Source organism: Ekhidna sp. (assembly GCF_040220215.1).
Taxonomy (GTDB): domain Bacteria; phylum Bacteroidota; class Bacteroidia; order Cytophagales; family Cyclobacteriaceae; genus Ekhidna.
In genome coordinates, this window is sequence record NZ_JAVJTR010000001.1 from 42,076 (window position 1) to 64,138 (window position 22,063).

Here is a 22,063-nt window from a genome sequence, read left to right on the forward strand (position 1 = left end):
ATAGTTTCGGTGTTAACAAACACTTAATGCAAAAACATGGCGAATGGTTGCTTCAGCTGCTTAAATGGCAGCTAAAGCTTGTTCATAGTTTGGCTCCTGACCCACCTCTGGTACAAGCTCTGTGTACTTTACCACCCCATCTTCATCCAGCACTATGATAGCTCTGGCATTTAATCCTTTAAAAGCGCCATCCACAATCTCTACCCCATAGTTTTTACCAAAGTCACCACCATCTCGGAAGTTGGTGAGGTTGTCCAGACTATCAATTCCTTCTGCATCACAATATCGTTTTAAGGCGAAAGGAAGATCTTTTGAAACGCAAACAATTCGTGTATTCGAAAGTTTGGATGCTTCCTGATTGAATTTTTTTGTAGACATGGCACAAACTCCTGTGTCAATACTTGGATAAATATTTAAAATTACTTTCTGCCCATGATAACTTGCCAATGTTTTTTCTTTCATGTCCTTGCTTACAAGTGTAAAATCAGAAGCCTGACTTCCAACTTCAGGAAGATTTCCAATAGTGTTTGTTTCTGTTCCTCCCAGGGTAATTTTAGCCATAGTTGTAGGTTTTAAAAGGTGTAATTAAGTAATCTAAAGGTACGTCCCATTTTTCAGTTTGAATAATACGATCTACAGGAGGTGATAAGGATAACCCCACTCTCAGGGCTTTTGTTTCCTTCAACAACCTATCATAGTAGCCACCACCATATCCGATACGGTTTCCATTTTGATCAGCAAGCAATAACGGTACAAAAATTACATCCAGATTATCCAAATGAGTTTCCCTGGCATCTACTGGTTCAGGTATGCCCTTGCTGTTTTCGAAGAGATCCGTATGTTCTTCCAGACAATAATGATGCATTTGCTTAAACATGAAATCGGTTTTGGAAACGACAATCATGATTCTTTTAGCCCAAAGGGATGGGAAAAGAGAAGAAATGTCAGGTTCATTGTTTTTTGCAATCGCTAAAAAAGTATGCAGCTGTTCAACTCGCTTTTCTTTTATGAATTCAGCTACTGCCTGACATAGCATTTTATTCCGCTGATCATACCACAAACGATCCATTAGGACTCTGTATTGAAGGATAACTTTCCGTATGTACGTTTTAGTGATCATCAATCAGGCAGTTCTTCGCATGAAATTCCAAGACTTTTGAGATAGGCGATCATTTCTCTTTCTTCAGACTCCATATATGTCTCTACCTTCAATACCTTATCTACATCTTCTAAATCTACCACCCAACGAGCAATTCGCTTATCTTTTTTCAGATCAATTCCAAGCTTGCGTGCTTGCCAGTTCGTCCGGATGTTTGTTTTTAAAATGAATAGTTTCATTTCTCGACAGTTTCTGTTACGTCATATTCAAATACCTCCTCCAATGGTTTTTTAAATACATTGGCAATTTTGAAAGCCAGTTCAAGTGAAGGTGAATACTTCCCTTTTTCGATTGCTACTATAGTTTGACGTGTGACTTTCACCGCCTCTGCAAGCTGCTGTTGTGTCATTTCATTGCTGTCAAAACGAAGCTTTCGAATGTTGTTATTAATATTTTGTCCACTGTTGCCCATGCTATACTCCTTTGCTATGGTAATACCATTTGGAAAGCTGATCAAAAATCTCAGAAGCAATTCCTGCAACTATTAGCGAGATAAACATATACTTGGGGGGATAGCCAAATGCAAGGACAATCAAAGAAATAAAAAAGCCAGCACCAAAAATGAAATATGAATTTCTCGTTGATTTTAGCTCAATAAGCTTATCACGCTCATCTTCAAAGCCAGCCGTTTTTTCCCTTGTAATGATGTAATTGCTAATGGCAAATACAGTCATGACTACTATTTTGGTAACAATGGAAATTGGAATTGCTATAAGAATAGCTTTTGACCAAAACTGTAGCTGCTCATCTGTGGTCATCTCCTGAGCATCAAATCGCTCAAATACGAACCAATAATAAATGGTAAACACAACTATGGTGCTTAGGATATTGATAATACTTCTTTTTTCCTGATAGTCCATTTTTAAAGTAAATAAGTAATAATTTTTTGACAAGATGTCTACTATTACGGACATTAAGTTAAAAATGTTTTACTATATGTAAAAAATATTTTACATTGATTGTTTTAATTATATCCTCGAGCACGCACGCTCAAATTTCATTTTAGTATGTTTAGCGACAATTTAGAACTAGTACTGAAATCCATTTTCATGAAATTTTTCCCACTTACTTTAATTCTTGTCGTTATATCATGCGTTGATAGCACCACGTCCGAGCAAAAATCTCCCATAGCAAATTCACAAACTGTTTGGACAGCAGTTGATACGATTGATATATCGCAAGTAAATGGCAACCTTGAATCAGGCAAATGGACTATGGACGTTGGCATTTATTTTCCCTCCAATCTTGATCCTAAGTTTGATAAAGTAACGCTACCGAGTGTTATGGAAAGTTTTCGAGCGGCCAAAGAAATTTATGCGCCAACAGGGGTGCAGCTAAATCTTTTGTGGGTGAAAACAGGCAAAGTCAATCCTGAATATTTTTCCATTCAGGCAAATGAGGTCCCGGGGATTCCACAAACAGAATATGTGAACATGTACGAACATGCTAAAAGACATCCTGCAAGGTTGACCGAGCATGCTAAAGAAGCTTTTGAAAGCATTGTTGAGCCTGCTCCGGATGATCACCGAACGATTTATTTAGTGGTTTTACAAGATGTTTTTTATCCATTTTTGGAAGTTTCTGAGGGAAGAAACTGGACGATGAGAACTGTCAGAACGGGTGGTCTTTCATTTCCGAGCTATTCGTATCTAAATACAATTGAAAAGCGATACAGGGGGGTTATTACCCTTACAAACCTGAAGCGGGAAGATCGGCTAAGGGGTACAATTGTTCACGAACTGGGACATAAAGTTATGAATGTAAGCCATGAATATAAAAGCACCAATCCGGGGTATGAGATTTTTGCAGATGGAGGTCTAATGCTTTATGGTGATGGGGAAGATATACCTTCCGGTGAGGAAGGAAGGTGGCACTTAGAAAGGCTACATTTGTCTCCTTATTTATACAAAGAGAATGCTGATGGATCTAAAATTTGGAATCCCGATTATGAAGAAGGCGGACATTATTATGATCCGATTTATGGAGAAAAGGTGATCTACTTTGATGCTGTCCCTGAAATTGACGAGGATTGGTGAGACTAAGGGCTAGTCCTTTGAATAGCTGTAGTGCCCTATGATTTTATAGTCAAACAAAATATCCTCTATTACTTGCCCCCCACCAATATTATGAACCACCATGTAGCGCTTTCCATCCATTGATTTCCGATCCACCATTATCCCAATATGGGTAATGGCTCCTCCAAGATTCCAACATACAATATCTCCCACTACATAGTCCTGAGCATTGCTCGTGATTGATTTTTCCGTTCCAAACCGGGAGAAGTATTTCATAAGGTTTGGCACTCTTCTGTGATCAATATTCCGGTCTGTGCTTGTTAATCCCCAAATATCAGGGTAAAGGGAAAAATTTGCCTTCATGTCTTCATGCACTTCTTTCTGTAAATCGATTCCTAGTTTTCGATAGGCACGAATCACAACATCAGTACATACCCCTTTTCCTTCAGGCACATCACCATTTGGATAATCAATAGAGAAGTAGGATGGGTCGTAAGTGATCTGATCTTTTGTTAAGGAGATTGCTGCATCGGACAGTTCATTAGAGAATGTCTCTTGTGCCAAACACCAACTCACTGAAAAAAGCAAAAAGCAAAATGATAATTTCTTTTTCACAGCTCTTCAGAACGTGATTATCAATTCAAATGTTTGAGATCGGTGACATCATTGATTAAGCTACTTTCTTTTCCTTAGAAAAAGCCCAACAAGCAGGGCAATTACACTTATAATTACTGGTGTCCAGTCAGCACTACTCACAGCAACATCCATACCCAGAAAACTGAAACTTTCAGAATCCTGTATTGCTTGCATGCCATAATAAACAGTACCAATTAAGCCGATAATAGTTAAAATTAAACCGATCGTTTTCATAGAGTATTTTTGAGTTTATATAGTTCAATAGACTAATAAGTCGGGAAGTTTGAAACCGTCTGGCCATTTATTTTTAATACATTTCCTTCTGCTTCTCTTCTGAGATAATTTGATAAGATTCATCATACAATGTTTTCAAGTCTAGATCCAATAGCTGAGTAGCCAATGTTTTATCACAAAGAGTCCCATTTCGCATTCCGGTGTAATCCTGAAAAGAACTGAATTCCCAATCTTCCATTTTCGACACCAAACCTGCTACCATTGGGTTCTGATGAACATAGTTAAAGCAGATGTAAGGATAGTTTTTGCTTTCATCCAAAAGTTTTGACTTGGTTCGCTGGCGAAATAGTGAACCTGTTCTATTGATTTGTTTATTAAACGCTTGAGCATATGAACTAAGAAGCATACGGAATCCATTATTCAGAGCCGTAACATTCAACGCCCCAACTTTAATTTCTCTTGTTGAGGCCTCCGTTGTACTAATTAGAAAGTGGAAGTGATTCGGCATCAGACAGTATGCCAAAACATTACAGTGCGGAAGTACAAACTTTCGAAATTTTTCAAGAAAGAATAATTGATTGTCTCTACTGAGAAAAATCCTTTCTTTATTGTTTCCTTGATTGTAAAAATGAAAAAGTTGGTTCTCTTCTAGCTTCATACTATATCGTTCCTACGCGTCAGACGGTTCCAAACCGTCAGACGCTTATCCAGCCCAACCTTCCCGATCCAGGCTTCTGTACTGAATAGCTTCAGCCAGATGTTCAATTGCAATCTCCTCCGTTCCGGCCAGATCAGCAATGGTTCTGGATACCCGAAGTATACGGTCATAGGCTCGGGCGGATAGTCCCAGCCGCTCCATTGCGGTTTTTAGTAATGCTTTTCCAGCTTCATTGATCTGGCAGACTTCCTTTACCATATTGGAACTCATCATCGCATTGTTAAATACGCCCGGTTGATCTTTGAATCGAACTTCCTGTATTTCTCTTGCACTGATCACCCGATCCCGGATTTCAGCACTGGATTCAGTTTTACGATTCTCCGTCATTTGATCAAACGAGACTGGAGTTACCTCTACATGAAGATCAATGCGATCTAGTAGGGGTCCGCTGATTTTGTTAAGGTAGCGTTGTACGACTCCCGGTGCGCAAACACATTCCTTTTCAGGGTGATTATAATACCCGCACGGGCATGGGTTCATGCTGGCAATCAGCATAAAGTTTGATGGATAATCCAAAGAAATTTTTGCGCGCGAGATAGTCACCTTTCGTTCTTCCAGTGGTTGGCGCATCACTTCCAGCACAGACCGTTGAAACTCCGGCAGTTCATCCAGAAATAATACCCCATTATTGGCCAGCGAAATTTCCCCCGGCTGTGGAATACCACCACCTCCTACAAGCGCTGCATCCGAAATCGTGTGATGTGGTTGCCGGAACGGTCGTTGGGCAATCAGTTTTCCATCCGTTCCAAGTTTTCCTGCTACTGAGTGAATCTTTGTTGTCTCTAAAGCCTCGTGTAATGTGAGTGGTGGAAGAATTGACGGCAGTCTTTTAGCTAACATCGTTTTGCCCGCCCCCGGTGGGCCAATCATAATCACGTTGTGTCCCCCGGCAGCCGCAATTTCCATCGCACGTTTGATGTTCTCCTGCCCCTGCACATCAGAAAAGTCCGAAGCGTAGTTGTCCAGATCTGCAAAAAACACATCCCGGGTGTCATATCGCAATGGTTCGATGATTTCTTCGCCCTCTAAATGATGAATAGCATCCTTGATATTCTCAACTCCAATAATATCCAGCCCATCCACAATGGCTGCTTCCGTGGCATTTTCTTTAGGTAGAATAAATCCTTTAAAACCATTCTTGCGAGCTTCTATGGCAATAGGCAATGCCCCTTTAATCGGACGAAGCTCCCCATCTAGCGCTAACTCGCCCATGATTACAAAGTCTTCAAGATTTTCTGCGATGATTTGTTCGGAGGCCTTTAGGATGCCGAGAGCAATAGGAAGATCGTACGCTGAGCCTTCTTTTCGGATATCTGCAGGAGCAAGATTAACGACCACTTTTTGTCGAGGCATCCGATAGCCAAAATTTTTTATAGCTGACTCTACACGCTGCTCACTTTCCTTTACAGCAGAATCCGGCAGGCCCACCATAAAGAACTTAGTGCCTTGCCCTACATTTACTTCAACTGTGATTTTATATGCATCCACGCCGTATACGGCGCTTCCATAGGTTTTAGCGAGCATTAATTTTCCGAAATCTGTTCCAAATAATTCGCCTAAAGATATGAATTACATAGATATAGCAAAACATCGATTCCGTGTCATGAGACTCTATCAGTCTTCATCATCATCCGCATCCTCATCGCCTTTGTCAACGTCCTCAAATGAAATGTCTAATTCTTGCTGAGATTTATCGTACAGCTTGGCCTTAAGGTCCACCACCTCATCCTGCAAATCTCCAATATCATTTTTGAGCTTATGAATTCTCATTTGTTGCATGATGTATTCTATGGCCATCAGAATGGAAACAAACAGGAATAAACTCATCACGTACTTCGGAAACTTGATATATGACGACAGTTTAATCTTGGACAGATATGCTTCTGTATTCATCAAAATATCCACTGAGAAATATAAGATGACCAGAAAAATTAAAATGTATACTGTGTGGAAAATGAGTTTAAACCTTTTCATCTGAGTTCTTAAGTGGGGCGGAAAGTTATTAAACTTTTGAAGTTTTGAGTAAGGATAATATTTCTGTATTCATTTTGGGTATATAACCGCTTAATTCAAGTTCAACCCTATCTAGAATAAATATCTTCTGGAAGGCACATTCCATCTCATAGAAAAACCAAAGACCGAAGTTGAACTATCGATGAGACCATTTGAATCTGACTCCTGGCGCAACGTAATGTCAGCATCAAAAAATAAGTTGTGCTTCCACATGTATGATGCTCTGAAAAATGCCATCGTTAAATCTGTCTTGTTCCCTTGTAAATGTTCATTCCCATGTTCCAGGCTTCCACCACTTCCGTCCGGTATTCGCACAGTGTAGTCCTTCAAAATGTCCCTGCCATAGTTGACGTCACCCATATCATTGCCATAACTGGCCTTCAACATCATTGCTTCAAAGCTCCATTGATCACTCAACCGATAATTTGCTCTTCCAATGTATTCTGTAAAATTTGCCCCGAGTGGATGCGCCAGCGATAGGTTGTAGTGACTGTAGTTGGTGAAACCATCTTCATGTGCATACATATATGGTCGAACACGATTAATTTCTCCTTGTACCATCAAATCCTGGAGACCGAATGGATCAACATATTTAGCTCCCAATTGAAACCCTTGTTTGTTCCCCCACCAGCCATCTCCAGCCAATACTTCACTTATGATCATCTCATCAATCACTAATTGCCCATATAGAGAAATGCGATTTTTGATATTCCATTTAAAATCCGTACCAATCAATGCATTGTCTTCACTGCCGTTTTGCTGTTCAACAGCCCGATAGAAAATAACCGGGTTCAAATATTCCACCTTGAGGCCACCGGTTGAATCTCCATACATGACAGATTCAAACAACCCAATATGAAGATTAGGTTTGATTTTTAAATTCAAGTGATGAAAAGCCATGTATTTCTTTTCAAAACCACCAGAACCTTCCAATCCGAAAGTTCCTCCTCTAACACCGGCAATGAGCTCCGCGAAAATGTTCGTATAATCAAAAACCTTGGTTGCGGTATTGATTCGCAGGTATGGATAATTATTTGAATAATCTGAAAGAACCAGTGAACGTACTCCATTACCAACAAAGTGCTTTCCAAAACCCAGCTGCGCTGAGATGCTTTTTGTAAATCCGAAATCAACGTATCCCTGAGCTCTGAAGAAATCAACTCCGGTTTCACTGAACTGCTTCCAAAAACCCTCATAAGGAACTACCAAAGTACTGTCACGAACATCATTTACATACACAGGGTAGCGTGCCTGATTTTCAGTGAGCATCGTGTAGAAAGCTACTTTTTTATCAATTCGCCCCCTTATTTCAGCGCCTCTGCTATTTACAAACGTGGATCCAAGCGCATCATTTGTCTTACCATAAGAAAAATGAAGAACGGGATTTACGTGCAAATCCAAATTCTCATCTTCATGGTAAATGAAGTCCGCCGGGTATTTAAAGAACCTACTTAAGATCGGCACCTTTGATCTAGCAGAGTCTGAAGTATATTCACGTAGCTCTATTCGTAGATAAAGTCCGTCATCTTCACCCATAAAATCATAAGTATCCTTTCTGGACAAAGGCTTTACTGTTGTGTTGAGGCCAGAAGAAGAACGGATATCCTCCATTTCCAGGATCTGATATGCTGGGTGGCCTAATGTAAAATCTGTAGATTGCGCTCCTAAAATGTTGGCACTGAGAAGACTAAGAATCCAGAGTGTTTTTCTCATAAATCAAACATATTCGATTTTAGTTGAATGAATGGGTTTGAAGAAGATAAAATAATTCCTATCTTTGCCATCCTTTTTGAAAAAGAGATAGATAGCGATGAAAAAAGACATACATCCCGAGTACAAAGAAGTTGTTTTTCTTGATACCACGAGTGAATTCAAGTTCCTCACAAAGTCAACAATGACTTCTAAAGAGACTATTAAATGGGAAGATGGGAATGAGTACCCTGTAATCAAAGTAGAGGTGAGCTCTGCATCACACCCATTCTACACCGGTAAGAAAATCTTCTTGGATACTGCTGGTCGAGTGGAGAAATTCAACAAAAAATACAAGAAGAAGTAATTTCTTCACAAAAGATTTTATCAAAGTCTTCAGGTTTTCCTGAAGACTTTTTTTGTGCCTTCCTAAATCGTTTTTACAAATTCAGATGGGGTCATAACGCTTATACTGCTATGTTTATAATCTTTTGTGTTTCTAGTGACGATAATATCTGTTTCTAAGGAATTCTCCGCAGCAGAGTTTTGTAGCGCATCTTCTAAGTCTTTGAATTTAGAATTTAATGCTCTTAAGACATCTTCTTTATTCATAGCTATCACTCCAATAAAAGTCATAAGAGCCCTCAATTGCCTTAATACCTCTGAATTTGGATTACTTTTTCGAAGGATGTAATAAACATTGGAAAGGATTAATGGTGTAATAAATCCATTTTGCTCTCCATTTTCACAAGCTTCCAATACTTTGCGAGAACTGGAAACAAAAGGCTCTCTATAGGTAAGGACATCCAAAAGGACATCCGAGTCAATCAATATCCCCATTTTCTTTTTGCCCTTTCTCCTTTAGCTTCTCGTATCTCCTTTTTATAGTCTTCACTGATGTTTTCAGGAAGTTTTAGTGATCCTAAAAGCGACTTTACCACACTTGTATCACCGAATTCCTCTCTATTCCGCTCTTTTGAGGATAATAACTTTAAATAATTCTCTACTATGCTTGACAGACTCCTACCTTGTTCTTTCGCATACTTCTTCGCACGCTCAATGGTATCCTTATCCACTGTCAATGTCAATTTAGTTGTCATATACGTCTAATTATTACAAAAAAGATACGTGTAATTTACAAAAAAGATTTTCGAATTCCTCCTCATTCTTTAAAACAAGCTAAGTTTGATTCATGCAAATCACCTTCATAGATACAGAAGAAAGTTGGAAACAAATGCTGCCAATGAGCTATACCAGACCTGTAGCTGAGGTTAGGGTAGGCATCCTCAAATTGCATGAAAAGTGGGGTAAACATCTCTCGGCTGAGAAAATATATTTTCGTACCCGGGATTATTTACAAAATCTATTTCACGCTCCTTCTGAAAATTCATTAACCATTCTTGGAAATGTGCTTCCATCTGAGGGTATCATTCGTTTGATCAAAAACTTGAAAGAAGGTGAGGCGTTGGTCTTTCAGGATCAGGTTATTGCCGGGTTTTACGACAAAGACGAGGAGTTTGGGCTTGGAAACAGGAAAGCGATACAGCTGAATGAAGCAGAGCAGGTTACCCATCCGTGGGATATTTTTCGCATTAATGGGGCCGAGATTAAAAATGATTTTGAGCTCCTTACAAAAGGAAGAAAATCACAACCCATAAACGACCCTCACACCAAAACCTATGGCGATCAAATCTTCATTGAAGAAGGAGCCAAAATCAGAGCAGCCATTCTGAATGCTGAAAACGGTCCTATCTATATCGGGAAAGATGCTGAAATACAGGAAGGCGCTTTAATTCGTGGGCCATTTGCATTATGTGATCACTCCACTGTAAACATGGGAGCGAAGATCAAAGGAGACTCGACCATTGGCCCTCATTGCAAAGTGGGGGGTGAAATATCTAATTCTGTCATTTTTGGATATTCCAATAAAGGGCATGAGGGGTTCTTGGGTAATTCTGTCATTGGGGAGTGGTGCAACCTGGGAGCCGACACTAACAATTCGAACCTGAAAAACAATTACGCCAATGTCAAGATGTGGGATTTTGCTACGGGTAGATTTAAAGATACCGGGCTACAATTCTGCGGTTTGATCATGGGAGATCATTCCAAATGTGGCATTAACACCATGTTTAATACCGGAACCACCATCGGTGTTTCGGCTAATATTTTTGGAGATGGATTTCCAAGAACCATCATTCCTTCATTCGCATGGGGTGGTGCCTCAGGATTTTCAACTTACCAGGTCAAAAAAGCTTTCGAAACCGCAGAACTAGTGATGGTGCGCCGAAACAAAGAACTAACAGAAGCAGACAAAGGCATGCTTTCACATATCTTTGAGATGACAGCCGAAAATCGGGTGTGGGACAAGAAGTAATACATGCAGTTTTCAGAAATACCAGGTCTTGAAGGGCTAAAAAATCAACTCATCTCAGCCCATAACAGAGGGAAAGTAGCCCATGCTCAACTTTTTGCCGGAAGGCCGGGTACAGCAGTACTCCCGATGGCGCTCTCCTATGCTACATTTCTCATGTGTGAGAATAAAACGGACCAGGACAGCTGCGGTACTTGTCCAAACTGTGTCCGCATCAAAAAGCTTGTACATCCGGACATCCATTTGCACTTTCCCAAAATATCCGCAGCTGAAAGCAAGTATGAAAAGGTGCTTGCGGAGGCAATCCCCCGTTTTCGTGAGTTTGTGATCGAGTCTCCTTTTGGAGATCTGGACGCCTGGACGAGGAAATATGGTCAGGAAAATAAAAACATTTTAATAAGTCGGGAGGACAGTAGGCAGATGCTCAGAAATGTAAGCATGCGCTCTGTTGAAGGTGGGTACAAAATCCTGCTCATCTGGGTACCTGAGCTCATGAATCCTAGTTCCGCTAATGCAATCCTTAAAATTCTGGAAGAGCCGCCGGAAAAGACCCTCTACTTGCTTGTTTCATACAATTATGATAACCTGCTGGCTACCATAACCTCCAGAACTCAATTGGTGAATATCCCGCCAAATACGGAAGAGGAAGTCAAGGCGTATCTGCTTCAGCGAGGGGCTGACGCTGCAAAAGCAGAACAAGCAGCTAAGTTGTCTGAAGGTAAAATAGGACTTGCAACGCATCTTGCAGAGGCAGGTGAATCTCAGGAATATGAAGATTTTCAAAAGTGGATGCTGGAATGTTGGAACAAAAACCTGACCGGGCTTGTCCGAAGAAGTGAAGACTTTTCCAAGTCCGGAAAGGGCGCACAAAAGACTACTTTAAACTTTGCAATCTCGCTTATTCGAAATGCGGTAGTTTCTGCTTCAGGACAAGCTGCGCCTACCCAAAATGACGCTGAGGCTTCTTTTATCAAAAAATTCTCAGATAAACTGGAGCTCGTAAGGCTTGAAAAAGTATATGCTTTATTAAATGAATCTTTTATTCATCTGGAGCGAAATTCGAACCCTCGGATAACACACTTAAATTTGTCGCTGGAAATCATACGGGTGTTGAATGGTTAAAAAGGAAAAGTATGTAATCGGACGGCTGGATGTGATTGACCTCCCGGATTTGGGAGTGCAGGATATACACGCTAAGATTGATACAGGTGCATACCGATCTTCCCTTCATTGCAAAAAAGTACATGAAGAAGAAGGCGTCCTCTACTTCACTCTTCATACAGATACGGGGTTTCAAGAGTATGCCACAAAAGACTGGACTCAGAAAATTGTGAAGAGCTCCAATGGCAAAGCGCAAAAACGATACGTTATTAAAACACGCATGAGGATTTTTGGTAAAAATTTTATGGCTTCCATTTCACTGACAGATAGAAGTGAAATGAAAAATCCATTACTAATTGGACGAAAGATTTTAACAAATAAGTTTATCGTGGACGTGTCACAGAAAAACTTATCATACGACCAAAAAAATCAGAACTGAATGGAGCGGCAGGTTATTAAAATTGGGACGAGGAAAAGCAAGCTAGCCATGTGGCAGGCCAATTATGTAGCTGATCTTTTGGATGCCGGTGGCTTCCAGCCACAATTGATTCCGATCGAAACCAAAGGAGATAAAATCCAGAATGTAGCTCTATCCAAAATTGGCAGCAAAGGCGTTTTCACTGAGGAATTGGAGTCCATGCTCCGAAGGGGGCAGATTGATATTGCGGTTCATAGTGCGAAAGATCTACAGTCCAAACTGCCGGAAGGTTTTCAGGTGCTTTCATTTTGTGAAAGAGAATCACCCGATGATGTGATCGTCTCTGATAAAGAGATTGATTTAAACAATCCCAAATTAATTCTCGGTACCTCCAGCACACGTAGGATCGCTATGCTCAAGCATTATTATCCTCACATTACGACCGTTGACGTGCGAGGCAATCTTCAAACCCGTCTGGAAAAGATGAAGACCGGCATTATGGATGGTTTGGTTTTGGCCTACGCCGGTGTGCGAAGGATGAACTACGATGACCTAGTTAAGTATTGGTTTGATACAGAGCGCTTCATTCCTCCCGTAGGGCAGGGATCCGTGGCTATCGAGATACATGATAATCTGGATTCTGATGTCGCTTCCCGAATTAAGATGGCTACCAATCATCCACTAACTGAAAAAGTATTGTTGGCAGAGCGTGCATTCCTTCGTAGAATGGACGGTGGATGCAGCATTCCTGTTTTTGGCCATGCCGAAATGGAATCTGACGGACAGATTATCCTCAAAGGAGGGATCGCTAGTCTGGATGGCAAAGAACTCATCCAGCGGACAATGTATGGATCAAATCCGGAAGAACTTGGAACCTCTCTGGCAGATGAAATATTGCAAAGTGGTGGGAAAAAGGTGCTCGACGACATAAAATCAATCATTTCGAAATAAGTTTGAACAAATATTTGAATAATGAAAAAGCTAATACTTTCACTTTTTATCACCAGCATAATCGCAGCTTGCGGCGATAAAAACAAAGACTATTTGGTCAAGATCAAAACCGAATACGGTGACATGACAGTGGTGCTTTATGATGACACTCCACTCCATAAAAAGAACTTTCTGGAACTGGCAAAGTCCGGAAAATACGATAGCACCATTTTTCATCGAGTCATTCAGGATTTTATGATCCAGGGGGGAGATGTAGCCGCCAAAGAAGGTGTTCAGGAAAATGAAGGTGATCGAATTCCTGCTGAAATTGTTGAAGGCTATTACCACGTAAAAGGCGCTTTGGCTGCCGCTCGTCAGGGTGATCAGGTTAACCCTGAGAAAAAATCTTCATCGACTCAATTTTACATTGTAGATGGCATGCCATGGGAAATGATGGCTACTGATGTGCGCTTGTTAAATCAAAAAATGAGTCTCCTGCTCCAGGATACCGCCTACAGCGACCTGCTTAAACAATTTCAGGAATTGGCTGCCAATCGTGACAATAAAGGGATGACTGACCTGGCACTTGCCAACAAATCGTTGGTAGAAGAAAAGTATGGCGTTGACTTAAGTGCGGATGTTTCTCAATATCCTGACGAATACCAGGGAGTTGGCGGTGCGCCACACCTGGATAATGAATACACCGTCTTTGGAAAAGTGGTGGATGGAATGGATGTCATAGATAAAATTGCGGCCGTCAAGACCGGCCGTGCAGACAAGCCTGTAAATTCTGTTCCATTGACCATGGAAGTAATCGAAATGAAGAAGAAAGAAGTTACTGAAAAGTACGGTTACGTTTATCCAGAGCAATAAAAGAAAACACCTTAAATCCCCTCCCCGGAGGGGCTAGGGGTGGGTTTAAAAAATATTTTTCTTTCCAAACCTCTTCATCATTGACTTTGACAAAAAAATGAAAGTATTAATAACCGGAGCAAATGGACTATTAGGCCAGAAGTTGGTTCAGCTTTATGAAAGCGACGAAAGTGTCGATGTGATCGCCACCGCTCGAGGAGCGAGCAGAAATCCGTTTGGAACATATACTTATGAACAGATGGATGTTACTGTCAGGAGTGAAGTTGATAAAATCATCTCCAAGCATTCGCCTGATGTGGTGATCAACACAGCTGCCATGACACACGTGGATGAGTGTGAGCTAAATCCGGAAAAATGCTGGAAGCTAAATGTAGATGCCGTTTCAAACCTTATTGACGCTTGCCATAAGACCAACAGCTTTATCATTCACCTGTCTACCGACTTCATCTTTGATGGAGAAAGCGGCCCGTATGTGGAAGAAGATTTGCCTAACCCGTTAAGCAAATATGCAGAGAGCAAGCTTGAATCTGAAAAGCTCCTTGAAGCAAGTGGTATAAAACATGCTATCGTTCGTACCATGCTTGTATATGGTATTGTACACGATATGAGCAGGTCCAACATCATCTTGTGGGTAAAGAAAAGCCTGGAGGAGAAGCAACTGATTAAAGTCGTGAATGACCAATGGCGCACACCAACACTGGCAGAAGACCTGGCAAAAGGATGTGCACTTATAGCACAAAAACAAGCTGAAGGGGTTTGGCATATTTCAGGAAAGGATCTTCTTACACCCTACGATATGGCGATTGCCACCGCAGAATTTTTTGACCTGGACAAGGCGCTGATTGAAAAGGCTGATGGATCTATTTTTACGCAACCGGCCAAACGTCCGCCCAAAACCGGATTTATTTTAGATAAAGCCAGGCGGGAATTAGGGTACGAACCTGTTAGCTTTAAAGAAGGATTAGCCATTTTAAAGTCTCAATTAGCCCATGTATGATGTTGTTGTCCTAACCGATGCGCGCTATGTGAACCCCAAAAAGCGTAACCAGTACATTGATAATGTAATAGAGGAAGACCGCCTGGTGATGGAGGCATTGGAGAAGCTGGGGTTGAAAACTAAAAAAGTAGCCTGGTCAGATGCTTCATTTGATTGGACACAAACGAAAATTGCGTTGTTCCGCACCACATGGGATTATGCTGAAAAATTCACTGCATTCAGCGACTGGCTGATGGAGGTTTCGATGGAATCCAAGCTGGTCAATGACTATGAAACTATCGTCTGGAACCTGGACAAGCACTACATGAACGACCTGAAAGATGCAGGTGTCAATGTGGTGGAAACCTATTTCATAGAGCCTAGAGACACGAGAACCCTTCAGGAAATCCATGATGAGCTTGGATGGGAAAAGACGGTGCTAAAACCAGCCATTTCTGCGGCTGCCAAAGACACTTTCATGCTTTCACCCGAAACGATTGGTAATCTGGAAGAAAGATTCGCCTACCTGGTCAAGGATGAAACCATGATGCTTCAACCCTTTCAGGAAGACGTCTTGAAACGTGGTGAGCTTTCGCTCATGCTAATCGGAGAGACATATACCCATGCCGTACTGAAGGTAGCCAAGCCGGGCGATTTCCGAGTGCAGGATGATTTTGGCGGAACGGTAGCGGACTATAAGCCTACTCAAGCCGAAATAGATCTTGCGATTGCTGCTGTAAAAGCCTGCGAGAATACCCCACTCTATGCACGAGTGGATATTGTCAATGACAACAACGGCAACCCTGCCGTTTCAGAGCTGGAGCTCGTAGAACCTGAGATGTGGTTTCGAAAGAATGCGAAAGCAGCAGAGATGCTAGCGGAGAAGGTGAAGGGATTGTTGGGTTGAATATAGGTCACTCGTCTGACGGTTTGGAACCGTCTGACGCTGAATAGGTCAGGAGATAAGAAGCAGAGCTAGGGATCTTTTTGTAACCGTCATCGCGAGTGCAACGAAGCGATCTTATAATCCAAAGGTTGCTTCGTCGTTCCCTGCCTTGCCGGCAGCCCTACTCGCAATGACGGTAATATGGATACGGTAGCCTACCTGGCCACTACAATTTTCCGGGTTATGGTCTTCCCTCCGCTGTGGATGTTTAACAGATAAACACCCTCCTGAAAACCTGCCAGTGATAGACTGGAACGTCCGTTTCTCATTTTCTTTCTCATCAATCGGTTTCCCTGAAGCGAGTAGATTTCCACCTCATACGCATTCCCGTCTTTACTATTGATTGTCAACCTATCATTCACTACCGTGGGGTATACCTCAAACGCAGAAAATTCACCTTCTGTAGCTGCTATGATAAGCTCCAGCGTTTGATAGGTAGTGTCGCTTGTACAGCCATTGATGGCTACCAGCATGATTTCATACACTCCTTCTCCCGAGTACTCATAAGCCGGAGCTTCCAAATCTGATTCGCCTCCATCTCCAAAAGACCATAAAAAGGAATCAGCATTTTCTGATTCGTTGGTAAACGTAATATCGGCCGAAAATCCGGTAAGTTCGAAGGTAAATGCTGCTCTGGGAGAATCCAGTACATGCAAAGTCATTGGGTTAGAAATGATTTCGGCAATTCCATTGGAGATCACGCATCGGTATTGATTTTCATTTTGCGACAGCTCCAAAGTATGGGCGTGCATAGTATCCGTTGTGGTGTTTTGGTAACGTTCAAAATTGTCAATGTCCATGAAGCCGGCCCCCTCATCTATTTGCCACTGGTATTCAATATTCTCACCTATGGCTGTGATCGGGATATCCACATGAGCACCCACACAAACGGTTACATCTTTTGGTTGATGCTCAATAAATATGGACTGCATTTTCAACACGAACAGGCCATTGGTAATATCGCTCACCACGATATTTCCTGAAGGGAAATAGGGGTAATTACTCCAGGTTCCTACAAAATCAGTTGCATTACTCGATACATAGGTGTCAAAGAAAGCAACCTCTTTCAGGCTGCCTTTGCTGATCCCAACCGTATCCAGTATTCTCAACCCATTCGAATAGTTTGATTCATACACGTAATTATCTTTCACATATAAATTGTGGTCAATGGCTTTCGTTCCATGCTCATGATATCCCAGGAACTGAGGGTTATCCAAATCCTGAACATCCCAAATGAGCGTTCTTGAATTCCTATTGAAGCTCAATTCATCCAGTTCATCGTTGGAAAGGAAGTATTTATGATCTTCTGTCAACCAACCCTGATGGGCATAGGTGGATTCTTCATAATCTGCTTCATAAATTAAAGTTGGAGACCCCTTGCTGGTCACATCCACAATGGTTATGGTATTGGGTCCTCCCTGATTTCCATTGGAATTAAAGCAGATTTCCTTACCAACGTGATCTTCATCCGGACCCTGGTAAATGACACATTGCGTATCGTGGATATATCCTTCATCGTCATAGCAGCCGGCATATTCAGGTGCAATCGGATTGGATAAATCGATCATGTGCAATCCTCCAATGGAACAAGTGCTTCCATCATTGGCATTGAAACCCACCGCATAAGCGAAACCTGTTTCTTCATTGATTGCCAGGTTGTGCGCTTTCCCAATACCTGCGTAGTGTCCGGCTTCACTGAATTGATTTTCTTTCGATGGGTTAACCACATCCCTAAGGTCTCTCAGATCAAATACCTGCAGCCCATGGCCCGGATCTTCACTGACAATGTAGGCATGGTTTTGATACACTTTGATGTCTCTCCAAACAGATTTGGCGCCATCATGCAAAGGCTGGTTGGATGAGTTGTTTTGAGAATTGTGCTCAATAAGTACACCCATTACCACAGGGTTTACAGGGTCTGTAATATCTACGAAGGAAGTGCCGTTGGTCATGCCTACCAGTGCATATTCCTTGCTGGTTTCCGGGTCAACCCACCCCCAAATATCATTGACCCACCTTCCGTTCAGTTCTTCAGCCCCCAGATCCGTCGCAGAGATACGTGCCTGGAGATCCAGGCCTAAACAATCATAATTTCCCGCTTTGCCATCTTCGCAAGGAGTTTGGGCAAATAGATTGACTGTGAGCAAGATGAATGGGAAAAGTAGCTTTTTCATCCTTCGAATTTAGGAAGAAACGGTTTATCATTTGATCTGGAACGTCGTATTTAAGATGCTGAAATAAATTCAGCATGACTTTCTGATTTAAATTGAATCTCTTTCTACTTGAGTCACCCTGAACTTGTTTTAGGGTATTTTAAGATAAAGATATTTCAAACTCAAAACCTCTAACAGATTCCCATGACTCGGATTTCCTATGGTCATCCTACCAAAGGGGAATACGGATTGGGGCAGGCTATTATTGGCTAAGCTCTTCTTTCAGGAATTTGGCCGTGTAGCTGCCATCTACTTTCACGATCTCTTCCGGCGTGCCCTGGGCAACAATTTGTCCACCAGCAAAACCTCCCTCCGGACCCAAATCGATGATATGATCCGCTACTTTGATGACATCCATGTTGTGCTCTATGATCAGTACGGTATTTCCTTTATTCACCAACTTCTGAAGTACATCCAGTAAATGTTCTATATCCTGAAAGTGGAGTCCGGTTGTAGGTTCATCGAGGATATAAAAAGTCTTTCCGGTATCTTTTTTAGAGAGTTCGGTGGCCAGTTTTACCCTCTGTGCCTCACCTCCAGAGAGGGTTGTGGCATGCTGACCAAGAGAAATGTAGCCCAAACCTACTTCGTCTAGTGTCTTTAGCTTCCTTATAATTCGTGGTTGTTTCTCGAAGAACTCTACAGATTGTGATACGGTCATGTCCAGCACATCCGAGATTGATTTTCCTTTGAACCGCACCTCAAGGGTTTCGCGGTTATACCGTTTTCCTTTGCATGTTTCGCATGGCACATGCACGTCAGGTAAGAAATCCATCTCAATGAGCCGCATACCTCCACCGCCACAGGTTTCGCATCTCCCACCTTTTACATTGAATGAAAAACGGCCTGGTTTGTAGCCCCGTATCTTGGCTTCCGGAAGCTGAGCAAACAAGCTTCTGATTTCTGAAAACACCCCTGTATAAGTAGCCGGATTGGAGCGTGGAGTCCTCCCGATCGGTGACTGATCTACTTCGATAATTTTATCGAATTGATCAACTCCTTCAATCTTTTTGAATGGCAATGGTTCTTGCCTACTCTTGTATAAATGCTTTCTGATGATCGGATAAAGCGTCTCATGAATGAGCGTGGACTTTCCACTACCGGAAACGCCAGTTACCAAAATGAGGTTACCCAATGGAAGTTTAAGATCAACATTTTTTAAGTTGTGACCAGTTGCTCCATACAGTTCCAGCCACTTGCCGTTCGTGCTTCGTCTTTGGGCAGGCACTTTTATCTTTCGCTTGCCATTCAGGTAGTCAGCTGTTGAGCTCCCAAGCTTTAGAAATTCCTGGGGTGATCCTTTTGCCACGATTTGTCCGCCATGTCTTCCTGCTCCTGGACCAATGTCCACCACTTCATCGGACTGCATCATCATGTCTTTGTCATGCTCTACTACAATGACCGTGTTCCCAAGGTCACGCAGATCCTTTAGTGCCTGGATCAACTTCACATTATCTCGTTGATGCAAGCCGATGCTTGGCTCATCTAAAATGTATAGTACATTGACCAATTGTGTACCAATCTGGGTTGCCAACCTGATACGTTGCGCTTCACCTCCTGATAAAGTTTTTAGCGGCCTGTTTAGACTGAGGTAATCAAGTCCGACATCCAGCAAAAACCCAATTCGCTTGCGTAGTTCTTTCAGGATTTCCGTGGCGATAACCAACTGTCTCTCACCCAGCCTTTCCTCCAGATTTTCCATCCACCTTCCAAGCGACTGAATATCCATTTCAGCCAACTCTCCAATGTGCCTATCAGCGATTTTATAATGCAACGCTTCCTTCTTCAGCCGATACCCGTTACACGTAGGACAGGTTCTGATGTCCGTAAACTCTTTGACCCAAGCCTGAATCTTTTCAGAACCACCATCTTTCTGTTTCTCCAGAAAGTTGATAATGCCCTCAAATTTGGTATGCCAATCTGTGCCCGGATATTTAACAGAACTAACCGCCACCGGAACACTATCCCCATAAAGCAGCACATCAATAATCTCAGTGGGGATCTTCTTTATTGGGGTAGATAAATTGACTTTATTCCGTTTCAGAATAGCATCAATTTTCTTGAAAATCCAGATGTCCCGATATTCCCCAAGTGGTGCTATTCCTCCACGGCTGATACTGAGTGATGGGTCTGGTATCACAGACTCTTTGGAGATTTCCTCTATTTGACCAAGTCCATTACATTCCTGGCAGGCACCATAGGGCGAGTTAAAGGAGAATGTATTTGGAGCAGGCTCATCATACGCCAACCCCGTCTCCGGGTCCATGAGATTTTTAGAGAAGTGAGAAATTGTTCCATCTTCTTTCTGGATCATCATCACGCCATCTCCATGTCGCAGTGACATATTCACAGAGTCACGAATGCGCTTTTTATCTTTTTCGGAAACCTTGATCCTGTCGGTGACGATTTCAATGTCATGGGTTTTGTACCTGTCGACCTGCATTTTGGGTACCAGGTCCTGGATTTCTCCGTTGACCCTCACTTTAGTGAAACCCAGCTTTCGAACCTGAACAAATAATTCTCGATAATGCCCTTTCCTACCTTTCACTACAGGTGCCAGCAAAACGAGTTTCTGACCATCATAATTTTTCAGGATCATTTCAATGATCTGATCCTCCGACTGGCGAGTCATTTTATTCCCGGACAGGTAAGAGTACGCTTCTCCTGCGCGGGCGTATAAGAGACGGAAGAAATCATAAATCTCTGTAACTGTACCAACCGTGGATCGTGGATTTCGAGAGGTCGTTTTTTGCTCAATGGAAATAACCGGGCTCAGTCCTTCGATCTTATCTACATCGGGGCGTTCCATGTCTCCAATGAAGGATCTGGCATAGGCACTGAAGCTCTCCATGTACCGACGCTGACCTTCCGCATAGATCGTATCGAAAGCAAGCGAAGACTTTCCACTACCACTAATTCCTGTGATGGTGATTAGCTTGTTTCTGGGCAGGGTGACATCAATATTTTTGAGATTGTGCTCCCTGGCTCCAATTACTTCGATTACTTCCGCTCTTTTCTTCACTTTTCGGTTCCCTGAATTAGAAGTTCGGGCTCAGGTTGTATTTACTGTAGAATTCGTCAATTACTTCTACTGCTTCGGTGGCGGTATCCACTACGTTGAAAAGATCCATGTCTGTCGGGCTGATGTTTCCTTCCATCTCCAGCAAAGTGTCTTTAAGCCAATCTACCAGACCAGACCAGTAATCCTTGCCTACCAAAACGATTGGGAAGCGGCCTATTTTTTTCGTTTGGATCAAGGTCAATGCTTCGAAGAGTTCATCCATTGTACCAAAACCTCCGGGCAATACAATAAAGCCCTGAGAATACTTTACGAACATGACTTTACGAACAAAGAAGTAATCAAAATCAATACTCTTATCCCTGTCTATGTAGATATTGTTGTTCTGTTCAAATGGTAGATCTATGTTCAAGCCAACAGATTTTCCACCCTGTGCATTCGCACCTTTGTTACCTGCTTCCATGATACCGGGTCCACCACCGGTGATGACTCCATATCCGTGGCGCACTACTTTGGCAGCAATCTCCTCAGCTATTTTGTAGTATTTATTGTCCGGCTTGGTACGTGCAGAACCGAAAATAGAAACGCAGGGGCCAATCTTAGCCATTTTTTCAAAGCCCTGAACAAACTCTCCCATCACTTTGAAAATCACCCAGGAGTCGGCACTTTTTATTTCATTCCAGTCTTTTTCTTTGAAGGCCTCAAGTATCCGTGCTTCCTCCTCTTTACTAATCTGTTTCTTTTCTTCCATT

At 42.1% G+C, this 22,063-nt stretch carries 25 protein-coding genes; 9 read left to right on the forward strand and 16 right to left on the reverse strand.

What is annotated here, in order from left to right:
- Positions 1-60 precede the first annotated feature (60 nt).
- The 5 genes from tpx to RIC88_RS00225 are packed head-to-tail and all read right to left on the reverse strand — an operon-like array spanning position 61 to position 2,073.
- Positions 61-561, reverse strand: a complete 501-nt coding sequence (tpx, locus tag RIC88_RS00205; RefSeq protein WP_350215328.1) for a thiol peroxidase — start codon at positions 559-561, stop codon at positions 61-63.
- Entirely contained in the window at positions 554-1,120 is a 567-nt protein-coding gene (locus RIC88_RS00210) for a 5-formyltetrahydrofolate cyclo-ligase (RefSeq protein ID WP_350215330.1), read from the reverse strand. The genes tpx and RIC88_RS00210 overlap by 8 nt, the downstream gene beginning before the upstream one ends.
- Entirely contained in the window at positions 1,120-1,338 is a 219-nt protein-coding gene (locus RIC88_RS00215; RefSeq protein WP_350215332.1) for a hypothetical protein, read from the reverse strand. Before RIC88_RS00215 ends, RIC88_RS00210 begins: the two co-directional genes overlap by 1 nt.
- A complete protein-coding gene (locus tag RIC88_RS00220; RefSeq protein WP_350215334.1) occupies positions 1,335-1,571 on the reverse strand; it encodes a helix-turn-helix transcriptional regulator in 237 nt (78 codons plus the stop codon). Before RIC88_RS00220 ends, RIC88_RS00215 begins: the two co-directional genes overlap by 4 nt.
- 1 nt (position 1,572) lies before the next feature.
- Complete coding sequence (locus tag RIC88_RS00225) at positions 1,573-2,073, reverse strand: hypothetical protein (RefSeq protein ID WP_350215336.1); 501 nt, start codon at positions 2,071-2,073, stop codon at positions 1,573-1,575.
- A 135-nt stretch (positions 2,074-2,208) separates the two neighbouring features.
- On the opposite strand from RIC88_RS00225, the gene RIC88_RS00230 reads away from it, so the two are divergent.
- Entirely contained in the window at positions 2,209-3,195 is a 987-nt protein-coding gene (locus RIC88_RS00230; protein WP_350215338.1) for an ImmA/IrrE family metallo-endopeptidase, read from the forward strand.
- 9 nt (positions 3,196-3,204) lie between these two features.
- On the opposite strand, the gene RIC88_RS00235 is transcribed toward RIC88_RS00230, so the two are convergent.
- The 6 genes from RIC88_RS00235 to RIC88_RS00260 form a co-directional block, all read right to left on the reverse strand.
- Positions 3,205-3,750: a DUF1287 domain-containing protein gene (locus RIC88_RS00235; protein WP_350215340.1), complete on the reverse strand. Its 546-nt coding sequence runs from the start codon at positions 3,748-3,750 to the stop codon at positions 3,205-3,207.
- A gap of 99 nt (positions 3,751-3,849) precedes the next feature.
- Positions 3,850-4,044, reverse strand: a complete 195-nt coding sequence (locus RIC88_RS00240) for a hypothetical protein (protein WP_350215342.1) — start codon at positions 4,042-4,044, stop codon at positions 3,850-3,852.
- A gap of 73 nt (positions 4,045-4,117) precedes the next feature.
- Complete coding sequence (locus RIC88_RS00245) at positions 4,118-4,702, reverse strand: transposase (protein ID WP_350215344.1); 585 nt, start codon at positions 4,700-4,702, stop codon at positions 4,118-4,120.
- 45 nt (positions 4,703-4,747) lie between these two features.
- Positions 4,748-6,286, reverse strand: coding sequence for a YifB family Mg chelatase-like AAA ATPase (locus RIC88_RS00250; protein ID WP_350215346.1), 1,539 nt, complete (start codon positions 6,284-6,286; stop codon positions 4,748-4,750).
- 90 nt (positions 6,287-6,376) lie between these two features.
- Positions 6,377-6,736 carry a hypothetical protein gene (locus tag RIC88_RS00255; RefSeq protein WP_350215348.1) on the reverse strand — a complete coding sequence of 120 codons (360 nt, stop codon included), beginning with the start codon at positions 6,734-6,736 and terminating at the stop codon, positions 6,377-6,379.
- 111 nt (positions 6,737-6,847) lie between these two features.
- Positions 6,848-8,488: a hypothetical protein gene (locus tag RIC88_RS00260; RefSeq protein WP_350215350.1), complete on the reverse strand. Its 1,641-nt coding sequence runs from the start codon at positions 8,486-8,488 to the stop codon at positions 6,848-6,850.
- Between the two features lie 97 nt (positions 8,489-8,585).
- Between RIC88_RS00260 and RIC88_RS00265 the strand changes: the two genes are divergently transcribed.
- Positions 8,586-8,831: a type B 50S ribosomal protein L31 gene (locus RIC88_RS00265; protein ID WP_089355172.1), complete on the forward strand. Its 246-nt coding sequence runs from the start codon at positions 8,586-8,588 to the stop codon at positions 8,829-8,831.
- A 62-nt stretch (positions 8,832-8,893) separates the two neighbouring features.
- Here the strand turns inward: RIC88_RS00265 and RIC88_RS00270 are convergent, their stop codons facing one another.
- Both RIC88_RS00270 and RIC88_RS00275 read right to left on the reverse strand, forming a co-directional pair.
- Positions 8,894-9,304: a type II toxin-antitoxin system VapC family toxin gene (locus tag RIC88_RS00270; RefSeq protein ID WP_350215353.1), complete on the reverse strand. Its 411-nt coding sequence runs from the start codon at positions 9,302-9,304 to the stop codon at positions 8,894-8,896.
- Positions 9,292-9,564 carry a DUF6364 family protein gene (locus tag RIC88_RS00275; RefSeq protein WP_350215355.1) on the reverse strand — a complete coding sequence of 91 codons (273 nt, stop codon included), beginning with the start codon at positions 9,562-9,564 and terminating at the stop codon, positions 9,292-9,294. The genes RIC88_RS00270 and RIC88_RS00275 overlap by 13 nt, the downstream gene beginning before the upstream one ends.
- A gap of 92 nt (positions 9,565-9,656) precedes the next feature.
- Here RIC88_RS00275 and RIC88_RS00280 point away from each other — a divergent pair, with 92 nt between their 5' ends.
- The 7 genes from RIC88_RS00280 (at position 9,657) to RIC88_RS00310 (ending at position 16,040) form a co-directional block, all read left to right on the forward strand.
- Positions 9,657-10,838, forward strand: a complete 1,182-nt coding sequence (locus tag RIC88_RS00280; RefSeq protein WP_350215357.1) for a GlmU family protein — start codon at positions 9,657-9,659, stop codon at positions 10,836-10,838.
- Between the two features lie 3 nt (positions 10,839-10,841).
- Entirely contained in the window at positions 10,842-11,957 is a 1,116-nt protein-coding gene (locus RIC88_RS00285; protein WP_350215359.1) for a DNA polymerase III subunit, read from the forward strand.
- A complete protein-coding gene (locus RIC88_RS00290) occupies positions 11,950-12,375 on the forward strand; it encodes an ATP-dependent zinc protease family protein (RefSeq protein WP_350215361.1) in 426 nt (141 codons plus the stop codon). Before RIC88_RS00285 ends, RIC88_RS00290 begins: the two co-directional genes overlap by 8 nt.
- Positions 12,376-13,305, forward strand: a complete 930-nt coding sequence (gene hemC / locus RIC88_RS00295; RefSeq protein ID WP_350215363.1) for a hydroxymethylbilane synthase — start codon at positions 12,376-12,378, stop codon at positions 13,303-13,305. It begins immediately after the preceding gene.
- A gap of 21 nt (positions 13,306-13,326) precedes the next feature.
- Positions 13,327-14,157, forward strand: a complete 831-nt coding sequence (locus RIC88_RS00300; RefSeq protein WP_350215365.1) for a peptidylprolyl isomerase — start codon at positions 13,327-13,329, stop codon at positions 14,155-14,157.
- Positions 14,158-14,254: 97 nt separating this feature from the next.
- Entirely contained in the window at positions 14,255-15,154 is a 900-nt protein-coding gene (locus RIC88_RS00305; protein WP_350215367.1) for an SDR family oxidoreductase, read from the forward strand.
- Complete coding sequence (locus tag RIC88_RS00310; protein WP_350215368.1) at positions 15,147-16,040, forward strand: ATP-grasp domain-containing protein; 894 nt, start codon at positions 15,147-15,149, stop codon at positions 16,038-16,040. The genes RIC88_RS00305 and RIC88_RS00310 overlap by 8 nt, the downstream gene beginning before the upstream one ends.
- A 194-nt stretch (positions 16,041-16,234) precedes the next feature.
- On the opposite strand, the gene RIC88_RS00315 is transcribed toward RIC88_RS00310, so the two are convergent.
- The 3 genes from RIC88_RS00315 to RIC88_RS00325 all read right to left on the reverse strand — a co-directional run bounded on the left by RIC88_RS00315 (position 16,235) and on the right by RIC88_RS00325 (position 22,062).
- Positions 16,235-18,253 carry a choice-of-anchor B family protein gene (locus tag RIC88_RS00315; RefSeq protein ID WP_350215370.1) on the reverse strand — a complete coding sequence of 673 codons (2,019 nt, stop codon included), beginning with the start codon at positions 18,251-18,253 and terminating at the stop codon, positions 16,235-16,237.
- A 241-nt stretch (positions 18,254-18,494) separates the two neighbouring features.
- Positions 18,495-21,314: an excinuclease ABC subunit UvrA gene (uvrA, locus tag RIC88_RS00320; protein ID WP_350215372.1), complete on the reverse strand. Its 2,820-nt coding sequence runs from the start codon at positions 21,312-21,314 to the stop codon at positions 18,495-18,497.
- Between the two features lie 16 nt (positions 21,315-21,330).
- Complete coding sequence (locus tag RIC88_RS00325) at positions 21,331-22,062, reverse strand: LOG family protein (protein ID WP_350215374.1); 732 nt, start codon at positions 22,060-22,062, stop codon at positions 21,331-21,333.
- Position 22,063: the final 1 nt, after the last annotated feature.